At 45.6% G+C, this 8,859-nt stretch carries 8 protein-coding genes; 3 read left to right on the top strand and 5 right to left on the bottom strand.

Annotation, left to right across the window (positions count from 1 at the left end; all coding sequences use genetic code 11):
* The 3 genes from ACRC32_RS07715 to ACRC32_RS07705 all read left to right on the top strand — a co-directional run.
* On the top strand, positions 1-107 hold a 107-nt coding region (locus tag ACRC32_RS07715; RefSeq protein ID WP_438553416.1), incomplete at its 5' end, for a transposase.
* A gap of 95 nt (positions 108-202) precedes the next feature.
* Positions 203-1,147, top strand: coding sequence for a cation diffusion facilitator family transporter (locus tag ACRC32_RS07710; RefSeq protein ID WP_438553414.1), 945 nt, complete (start codon positions 203-205; stop codon positions 1,145-1,147).
* 485 nt (positions 1,148-1,632) lie between these two features.
* Entirely contained in the window at positions 1,633-2,556 is a 924-nt protein-coding gene (locus ACRC32_RS07705; RefSeq protein WP_438553413.1) for a cation diffusion facilitator family transporter, read from the top strand.
* On the opposite strand, the gene ACRC32_RS07700 is transcribed toward ACRC32_RS07705, so the two are convergent.
* The 5 genes from ACRC32_RS07700 to ACRC32_RS07680 all read right to left on the bottom strand — a co-directional run bounded on the left by ACRC32_RS07700 (position 2,535) and on the right by ACRC32_RS07680 (position 8,682).
* Positions 2,535-2,729 (bottom strand): hypothetical protein, encoded by a 195-nt coding sequence (locus tag ACRC32_RS07700; RefSeq protein ID WP_438553412.1) that lies wholly within the window; start codon positions 2,727-2,729, stop codon positions 2,535-2,537. The two genes, ACRC32_RS07705 and ACRC32_RS07700, sit on opposite strands and share 22 nt — an antisense overlap.
* On the bottom strand, positions 2,713-3,009 hold the full coding sequence (locus tag ACRC32_RS07695) for a hypothetical protein (protein WP_438553415.1): 297 nt from the start codon (positions 3,007-3,009) through the stop codon (positions 2,713-2,715). Before ACRC32_RS07695 ends, ACRC32_RS07700 begins: the two co-directional genes overlap by 17 nt.
* Before the next feature lie 57 nt (positions 3,010-3,066).
* Positions 3,067-5,553, bottom strand: a complete 2,487-nt coding sequence (locus ACRC32_RS07690; protein ID WP_438553411.1) for an ATP-dependent Clp protease ATP-binding subunit — start codon at positions 5,551-5,553, stop codon at positions 3,067-3,069.
* A 286-nt stretch (positions 5,554-5,839) separates the two neighbouring features.
* Positions 5,840-8,164, bottom strand: a complete 2,325-nt coding sequence (locus tag ACRC32_RS07685; protein ID WP_438553410.1) for an ATP-binding protein — start codon at positions 8,162-8,164, stop codon at positions 5,840-5,842.
* Between the two features lie 152 nt (positions 8,165-8,316).
* Positions 8,317-8,682 carry a hypothetical protein gene (locus ACRC32_RS07680; protein ID WP_438553409.1) on the bottom strand — a complete coding sequence of 122 codons (366 nt, stop codon included), beginning with the start codon at positions 8,680-8,682 and terminating at the stop codon, positions 8,317-8,319.
* Positions 8,683-8,859: the final 177 nt, after the last annotated feature.

Here is an 8,859-nt window from a genome sequence, read left to right as displayed (position 1 = left end):
TAATGGAGGGAATTAACAATCGAATTAAGCTGATTAAACGGCAAGCTTATGGTTTTACGAATTTCACTAACTTTCGTGAACGGCTACTAGCTTGCTTCTCAAATTAGAAAAAATTATCACCGTCTTAACGGAAGAACCTTATTCTCTATAATTAAATTGTTTATGAATTCAGACTTGATATTTAAAATCCAACATTTATTATATGATTTTAGACAATCGTTCCGTAGTTCGTAAGGTTTTACTGATAACTTTATTGCTCAACTTATTTGTGATGGCGTTGAAAGCCACAATAGGTTGGTGGACAGGTTCGCTCAGTTTATTAGCCGATGCCTTGCATAGTATCACGGATAGCGCCAATAACGTTTTGGGATTAATTACCAGTCGCTTTTCTTCTCCTCGACCAGATCGAGATCATCCCTACGGGCATCAAAAATTTGAAGCTGTAGGAGCTTTAGGTATAGCTGCCTTTTTGGGCATTGCTTGCTTTGAAATTTTACAAGGAGCGATCGAGCGAATTTTGAGTGGGATTCAGCCAGTAAAAATTACTGAATCAGAGTTGTGGTTGCTACTGATTGTCTTGGGAGTGAATATTTTCGTGACCTTTTACGAACGTCGCGAGGGTCAAAGGGTAGGTAGTCCGATTTTGATTGCCGATGCCAAACACACTATGAGCGATGTCTGGGTGACGATTACCGTGTTAGCAGGATTGATTGGTATTTGGCAGGGACGAGTTTTAAATCTGCCTCAACTTCAATGGTTAGACATAATTTTGGCGTTTCCCGTTGCCTTATTAGTGTTTTGGAGTGGTTGGCAGGTGATTAAAGAAAATTTACCTTGGTTGGTCGATGAAATCGCGATCGCCCCCGAAGCAATCCACGCGATCGCCATGTCCGTACCAGGAGTCATCAACTGTCACGATATCGCCTCCCGTGGTTTACTAGGGCGACAAGTCTTTATTGAAATGCATTTAATTGTCGATGCTGTTGATGTGGATACTGCCCACCGGATCACTGAAGCCGTAGAAGCCAAACTGGAAGAGAAATTTAGCCCCGTGCGGGTTTTAATTCACGTTGAGCCACCTGAATACAAGTCAAATAGTATTAGCTTTGATGAGGAAAGGGAGCAGGGAGCAGGGAGCAGGGAGTAGGGAAAAGAGAGCTTCAGGTGCAGAGGGGCTTCAGGTGCAGGGAAGCAATTCACGCATTCAAAATTTCCCTACACCCCACACCCTTTCTTCACTAGTCACCAGCCACTAGCCACTCACAAATTACTAACAACGATTACAGCCAATTATCGTAATTGAATTTAATTCACGATTCTGAAAAGCTCTACTTATTCAAGCGCTGCGATCGCTGTTAGATTTAGCCTTACACTCCGAGCTAAACAATAATTTTTTTCAATAAGACTTACTCATTGTTGTAATAGTATGTAAAAGTTGACTTTACCCAGAGAGAATTTAAACCATATCATTCAAGTTAGGGAATAACAACGTATCGTAGGTTAGAAACGGGTGATTTGAGCTAATAAGTAAAACTAGACAATAGCAGTCTTTTATTATCTAGTAATTTTGTCTGCTCCTGTGTCAATTAAGACAAAAAAACAACTACTTAAGAGTAAATAACATGGAATGGTATGGGAAATGATAACCGTGTAGCAGTGCGGAAGGTATTGCTCGTTACCCTACTGCTGAATTTGAGCGTGACAATACTCAAAGCAATCCTGGCTTGGTGGACTGGTTCTCTCAGCTTGTTTTCGGATGCATTACATAGCGTGACAGATAGTAGTAACAACATTTTGGGGCTAGTTGCCAATAACCTATCTTCACCAGAACCGGATCGCGATCATCCTTACGGACATCAAAAATTTGAAGCGATAGGAGCTTTGGGAATCGCGGGTTTTATTAGCATTGCAGGTTTTGAAATTTTACAAACAGCTATAGAGCGAATGCTTAAAGGTGCAGAGTTAGTTAAGGTTTCTGCACCAGAATTGTGGTTGTTGCTGATCGTATTGGGCGTGAATATTTTTCTTGCCTATTATGAAGACGGTGAAGGGCAACGATTGGGCAGTCCGATTTTGATTGCTGATGCCAAACATACGATGAGCGATGGGTGGATTACGCTCACGGTATTGACGGGATTAATTGGCGTTTGGCAGGGACAGGAATCGGGTATTCCTTTACTACCGTGGCTTGATGTAATTTTGGCTTTTCCCGTCGCTTTTTTAGTATTTAGCAGTAGCTGGGAAGTCTTGAAAGAAAATTTACCTTGGTTAGTCGATGAAATCGCGATCGCGCCTGAAGAAATTCACGCGATCGCCATGTCCGTACCAGGAGTCATCAACTGTCACGATATCGCCTCCCGTGGCGTAGTTGGTCGGCAAGTTTTTATTGAAATGCATTTAGTCATCTACTCGTCTGACATCGAAACCGCCCACTACATAGCCGAAGAAGTAGAAGCACGGTTGCGAGAACGATACGGTTCGGTCAGAGTCGCCATCCGCGTCGAACCGCACAATTGTCAATCCGACCAAATTAGCTACGAGTCAGCAACAGACTGATTTGTAAGTCGTAAGTCGTAAGTCGTAAGTCGGAAATTGTTTAATCTCCTCTGCCCCTCTGCTTCCTCTGCTTCCTCTGCTTTCTCTGCTTCCTCTGGTCTCCCCCCTGCTCCCTGCACCGAAGCGCTCCCTGCTCCCTGACAACTGAATAACCGCTCACTCCCAAGTAGCAATAGGACGTAGGATCTCAGGAATTTTTTCTTGAGTCGGGGGAAATTCGAGGATAGTTTCTCGCAAACCGAGATAACCCGATTCACTGAAAGATAATAGCATTCGCGCCAAAGCAAACCAAACTTCTGATTCGTATTCCCAATCGCGATCGCGCACCGATCTACCAGCAATGGAACGCAGCGCCCAGAAATAGCTGTTACGAACCACAGAACCACCTTTTTTATAAGTTGGTACGTCCTCGCGGTGGAGAAACAGGATTGTATCCTCAATTTTTGCTCTCATAGTACAAAGTAGGGTGGGCATTGCCCACCCTACATTTATGGTTTATTCAAAAACATTCTAGCTAGCAGAAGAAAGCATGAATTCTTTCGCTTCTACTTTGCTGACTTGGACTTGACCGTCAGCATCAACATCAACTAAAGCTGTGTCGCCATCGTTGATACGACCGGATAACATAGCTTCGGCTAAAGAATCTTCCAACAGCCGCATCATTGCTCTACGTAACGGTCTAGCACCGTAGCTAGGATTGTAGCCTTCGTTGACAACTTTATCTTTGAAACGCTCTGTCACTTCCAGGGTAATAGAACGATCGGTCAAACGGCTAGAAATCTCTTGCAGCATGATGTCAGCAATCTGCTTGACTTCATTCTTGTTAAGTTGACGGAAGACAATGATCTCGTCCAAGCGGTTGAGAAACTCAGGACGGAAATGTTGCTTGAGTTCTTCTTGCACCAAACTGCGGACGCGATCGTATTGTGCCTCAGCGCGATCGCCATCTAATTCAAATCCGATGCCACCGCCACCTTTTTCAATTACCCTCGAACCAATATTAGAGGTGAGAATAATCAGCGTGTTTTTAAAGTCTACCGTGCGTCCCTTGGCATCAGTCAAGCGACCGTCATCCATGATTTGCAACAGCATGTTAAACACATCGGGGTGTGCTTTTTCGATTTCGTCGAATAGCAACACGGTGTATGGTTTGCGACGTACGGCTTCTGTCAGCTGTCCGCCTTCGTCGTAGCCAACGTAACCAGGAGGCGAACCGATGAGTTTAGAAACAGTATGCCGTTCCATGAACTCAGACATATCCAAGCGGATCATCGCTTCTTCAGAGCCGAAGAAATAAGCAGCCAGGGATTTGGCTAACTCCGTCTTACCTACGCCAGTGGGACCAGAGAAGATAAAACTAGCGATCGGACGGTCGGGATTCTTCAATCCAACTCGCGCCCTGCGGATAGCTTTAGAAACAGCTGTAACGGCTTCTTCTTGTCCGATTAAACGCTGGTGCAGGGTATCTTCTATGTGCAACAGCAACTCTGATTCGGATTCTGTCAGCTTGCTGACTGGTACGCCCGTCCAAGCGGCGACGATTTGAGCAATATCCTCTTCGTTCACTACGGGAACGCTAGCATTTTCAGCTTCTTGCTTTCTATTTTCAGCGATCGCCTTTAACTGTTGCTCGACTTCCAACTCGCGATCGCGCAATTTACCAGCATTGTCAAAATCTTGTGCTGAGACTGCGGCTTCTTTCTCTTTCGTTACCCGCACTGCTTCCTGTTTGAGCGCTTGGGTTTCAGGAGACTGCTTCGAGTTGCGGAAGCGGACGCGAGAACCTGCTTCGTCGATCAAATCGATCGCTTTATCGGGCAAGAAGCGATCGCTAATGTAGCGATCGGATAGTTTAGCAGCAGCAACCAAAGCTAGATCTGACATCTTAACTTTGTGGTGTTGCTCGTAGCGATCGCGCAATCCAAACAAAATCTCGATTGTCTCGACAACACTAGGTTCATCTACCATCACTGGCTGGAAACGCCTTTCTAGTGCTGCATCCCGTTCGATGTGCTTGCGGTACTCATCTAGGGTAGTAGCTCCCATGCACTGCAACTCGCCTCTAGCTAAGGCAGGTTTGAGCATATTTGCCGCATCGATTCCGCCTTCAACACCGCCTACGCCAATTAAAGTATGGATTTCGTCGATAAATAGGATAACACTGCTATTCGATCGCACTTCATCCAGTACGGATTTGATCCGCTCTTCAAAGTCACCGCGATAGCGAGTTCCGGCAACTAACGAACCCATGTCAAGACTGTATAGCTGCTTGTCTACGAGAGTATCGGGCACGTCATTATTAGCAATCCGCTGCGCTAAGCCTTCTGCGATCGCGGTTTTACCAACACCAGGTTCGCCAATCAATACGGGGTTATTCTTCGTGCGCCGACCTAAAATTTGCACGGCACGTTGAACTTCTTTTTCACGACCGACGACAGGATCTAGCTTACCTTCCGCCGCTAGCTTCGTTAAATTCGTCCCAAACTCATCCAGTGTCGAAGTTTTGCTGGGAGCTGTGCCAAAACCCTTGCGTCCTTGTCTACCAGCACTAGCAACAGTTGCAACTTCACCCAACTTGCGAATCGTGTTACCACGGGCTTCGTCTAAATCGACCCCCAAGTTTTGCAGGACTTTTCCAGCGACACCTTCTCCCTCTTGGAGCAAACCTAACAATACGTGTTCTGGACCGATGTAGTTATGCCCCAAAGTGCGTGCTTCTGTGAAAGCTTGCTCGAATACGCGCTTGACTTTTGGTGTAAAGGGAATTTCAGCCATCGCTGGACGATTTCCTCTACCGATAATTTTTTCCACTTCGGCGCGGGCTGCTTGAAGGGTCACTCCCAGCTCGGTTAATACTTTCGCTGCAATTCCCGTGCCTTCTCCAATCAAGCCTAATAAAATTTGCTCGGTTCCTACTAAATTGTGACCCAGGCGACGTGCTTCTTCCTGGGCAAGCATAACTGCTTTAATTGCTTTATCAGTGAAATGCTCAAACATAACGGACTTCCTCTACCGAGCTGTTTGAAAAGGTGAGAATCAAACTCTTTTTACTTCTGGTGAAATTAAAATTTCTTCACCTTTGGTGAGAAAATAATTTCTTCACCCCCTCTACATAAACTTTTATGTAGTTTCTTCTATTAATGTATCCTTCCCAAGTACAATTCCGCATTGGTAATAGCCGTAATGCCAAAGGCGTAGTAGCCACCCTGATGACAGTGACCAGTGACCAGTGACCAGTGACCAGTTAGTTATTTTATTTCCTGAAGCCCCTACTCCCTGCTCCCTACTCCCTGCTCCCTACTCCCTCACACAGCGGTATTTTCACCATAAAGATCGTGCCGACTCCAACTTCGCTTTTTACGTAGATTTGACCGCCGTGAAGAGCGACAGATTTTTTAACAATAGCAAGTCCTAGCCCCGTACCCGAGATATTACCGACGTTGCTAGCTCTGTGAAAGGAATGGAAGAGTCGATCGCGATCGCCCATTGGAATGCCGATGCCTTCGTCTTGAATTCGGAAGATTGCTACTCCTTCCTTGGAAACGATATCAAAATAAATACTTCCACCATTGGGTGAATACTTAATTGCATTGGAGAGTAAATTTCCTAGTACCTGTCGCAAAAGCTTTTCATCCATACAGCCACTGATACTCTCTCCCTGCGTGCGCAGAATAATTTTATGAGCTGTGGTTGTGATTTGCATCCCTTCAACCAGTTCGCGGCAAAATTCGATCAGATCTATGGACGATGGATTGAATTCCAGCTTACCTGCGTCTGCTTTGCCAATTAAGAGGACATCATCCAGCAAACCAGTCATGTGTTTGACAGCTGTAATGATGCGCTGGAAATGATGGCGTTTTTTCTCCTCTGTCCACTTGGAACTGTAATCTTCTAATAACTCTGCTGAAGATAAAATTGTCGTCAATGGCGTGCGGAATTCGTGGGATGCCATCGTGACGAAGCGAGATTTTAGTTCGTTCAGTTCTTTTTCTCTCGCTAGAGCTTGTCTAATTTCTGCTTCTGCTCCTTTTCGATCGGTGATGTCGCGCACGATCGCCATTACTTCGTCTTCTTCGCTTAAAGCTATTCGTGCTTCGTAATCTCGCGATTGCTCTGCTATTGTCAATCTATATTCATATATTTGAATTTCACCGCTAGCGATCGCTTGCTCGACACATTCTACTAATGGTCGGGCGATCGCTGGCACAAATAAATCGGATAGTTTTTTACCCACTGGCTCGGTATGAGAAGCAATCAGCCAATCATCCTTTGCTGCTTTGTAGTTGAGGAGAGTGCCATCTTGACTGAGGCGAAACATGGAATCGGGAATTGCATTGAGCAGGGCGCGATTGGTAGCGACGCTGGAACGTAAAGCCTCTTCTACCCTCTGGCGTTCGGTAATTTCTCTGCGGAGTTGCTCGTTTGCCAGTCTTAATTCTGCCGTGCGCTGTTCTACTCTCAGCTCCAGTTCGTCGTATGCTTGTTGTAGTAAACTTTCTACCCGTTTGCGCTCTGTAATATCTCGGATAATAGCTAGTACTTCGCGATCGCCACTAACGACGATTCTCGCTTCTTCCACGCGAATCTTATCGTTAACCTGTAGCTGATACTCAAAAAGCTGGGGTTTCCCTGTCTCTAAGGCAGCATGAACGTAATGCATCCTTTGTTCGGCAACTTCCGTTGGTAACACGTCGTACTCGTTTTTGCCGATCATTTGACTGCTAGTGGCAGAAAACTCGCTGTCTTTAGCTGGTATGTAGTCCAGATACGTTCCATCTCTGCCGATCCGCAAGATCAAATCTGGAATCGCCTTGAGCAAAGCTCGATTTTTGGTTTCGCTTTCTCGCAGCGCTAGCTCGGTGTGCTTGCGTGCGGTAATATCGACGATGTAGCTCCTAACCAGATCGTTTTCTGGTAGGTAGTGGACGGATTGCTCGAAAATTTTGTCAAGAACTTCTATTTCGCGGACGAAAAACGTTTCGCGATCGTCTTGCACTCTTTCTACAATTCCAGCCATAATCGGATGCTGGAGTTTAACTTCCCGCAAATCGGGAAATTGAGCGACAGCGGCGGGGTTAATGTAAGTAATATCGCCAGTGAGATCGAATTCTAGTATCGGATTTGATATTAATTCGGGAAAGGAAGCCAAGCGAACGAGTACTGACTCTTTAGAATTAGCAAACTCAATATTTTCAATAATTTGCGTGGGTGGGCTGTGATGGGAGCTAGAATTTAGCCCACCAGAATCATATTCGCGATCGCTGTTGCAGTAGTAAGTGGCACTTACATCTCCGGCAAATTCAATTTCATCGCCATGTTTGAGGTCGTGCGAGAAACAAGATTTTTTATTGATGCGAATGCCGTTCGTGCTGGGCTTGCCTTGTAAATTACCGTCAATGATGCGAAAAAAATGGTTGGCAGCACCAGGAGTTGTCACGCGCAACAAGATAGCGTGCTGGCGAGAGACAAGCTTAGACTGCAACACAATCGAGTTAGAAGAGTCACGCCCCAGAGTGCAGGTAGCAGCCTCCAAAACGACTACGCGCTTACCTGCGTTATCTTCAATCTCCAGCCAATGCTGAGTTTGCTGTGGTTCTTTCTCTGGCACTGTTTTAAGGCAGCATATCTATAAATTGTTATTCATAGTCTGCCCATTTTTAGCGAGAAAAATGCAAATCTATGGGTAAGGGAAGGACAAGTCACAAGTCATTTTCCCTGCTCCCTGCTCCCTACTCCCTGCTCCCTAACAACTGATAACTGTTATCGTTTCGTAGGAGGTTCTTCACCCTCTACATACATTGGTGGTTCGATCGCAAAGTTATCTAACCTTCCAGACTCGTCGATGACATAGCCATCTGTGGTAGTAAAGCCCTCGCCCTCTTCCTCTTCCTGTTGCTTAAAGGCTTCGAGTTGTTGTTTGCTCTGTTCGGTTGGAGTATTAGCCGGAATCACCGCATCAGGTGGATTGACTGCTGTAGTTTGAGCGGTTTGTACGCCAATGTGGTCATTTCCTGGCGCACCTCTACCAGGTTCGGCTGCTCTTGGGTCTTCTTGTTGTGTCGGACTCACAGCAGCTTCGGGTTCCCGCGAGTCTTCTTTTGGTGGTCTGGCTGGATCGTTAATCATATTTTTTACCCTCCAAATTTTCGTGCGATCGCAGTTTGGCTCTGATTGCTGGCACTGCAATTATTTTTGAGTTCTTACGAAGATATCTAAATTCATCCTTGCTTTGTCTCTTTCGCGAGAATTAAAATTGCCACAATACAAGGTAGAAATTGTGTATTCGAGACGTGACATGTCACG

This window comes from Chroococcidiopsis sp., assembly GCF_051657925.1.
Taxonomy (GTDB): domain Bacteria; phylum Cyanobacteriota; class Cyanobacteriia; order Cyanobacteriales; family Chroococcidiopsidaceae; genus Chroococcidiopsis.
This window is presented reverse-complemented; position numbering and strand designations above follow the sequence as displayed.

What these genes read in the sequence shown, in the direction of transcription:
- ACRC32_RS07710 (WP_438553414.1), top strand. Translation starts at nt 203, where the DNA reads ATGATTTTAGACAATCGTTCCGTAGTTCGTAAGGTTTTACTGATAACT.
- ACRC32_RS07705 (WP_438553413.1), top strand. Translation starts at nt 1,633, where the DNA reads ATGGGAAATGATAACCGTGTAGCAGTGCGGAAGGTATTGCTCGTTACC.
- ACRC32_RS07695 (WP_438553415.1), bottom strand. Translation starts at nt 3,009, where the DNA reads ATGAGAGCAAAAATTGAGGATACAATCCTGTTTCTCCACCGCGAGGAC.
- ACRC32_RS07690 (WP_438553411.1), bottom strand. Translation starts at nt 5,553, where the DNA reads ATGTTTGAGCATTTCACTGATAAAGCAATTAAAGCAGTTATGCTTGCC.
- ACRC32_RS07680 (WP_438553409.1), bottom strand. Translation starts at nt 8,682, where the DNA reads ATGATTAACGATCCAGCCAGACCACCAAAAGAAGACTCGCGGGAACCC.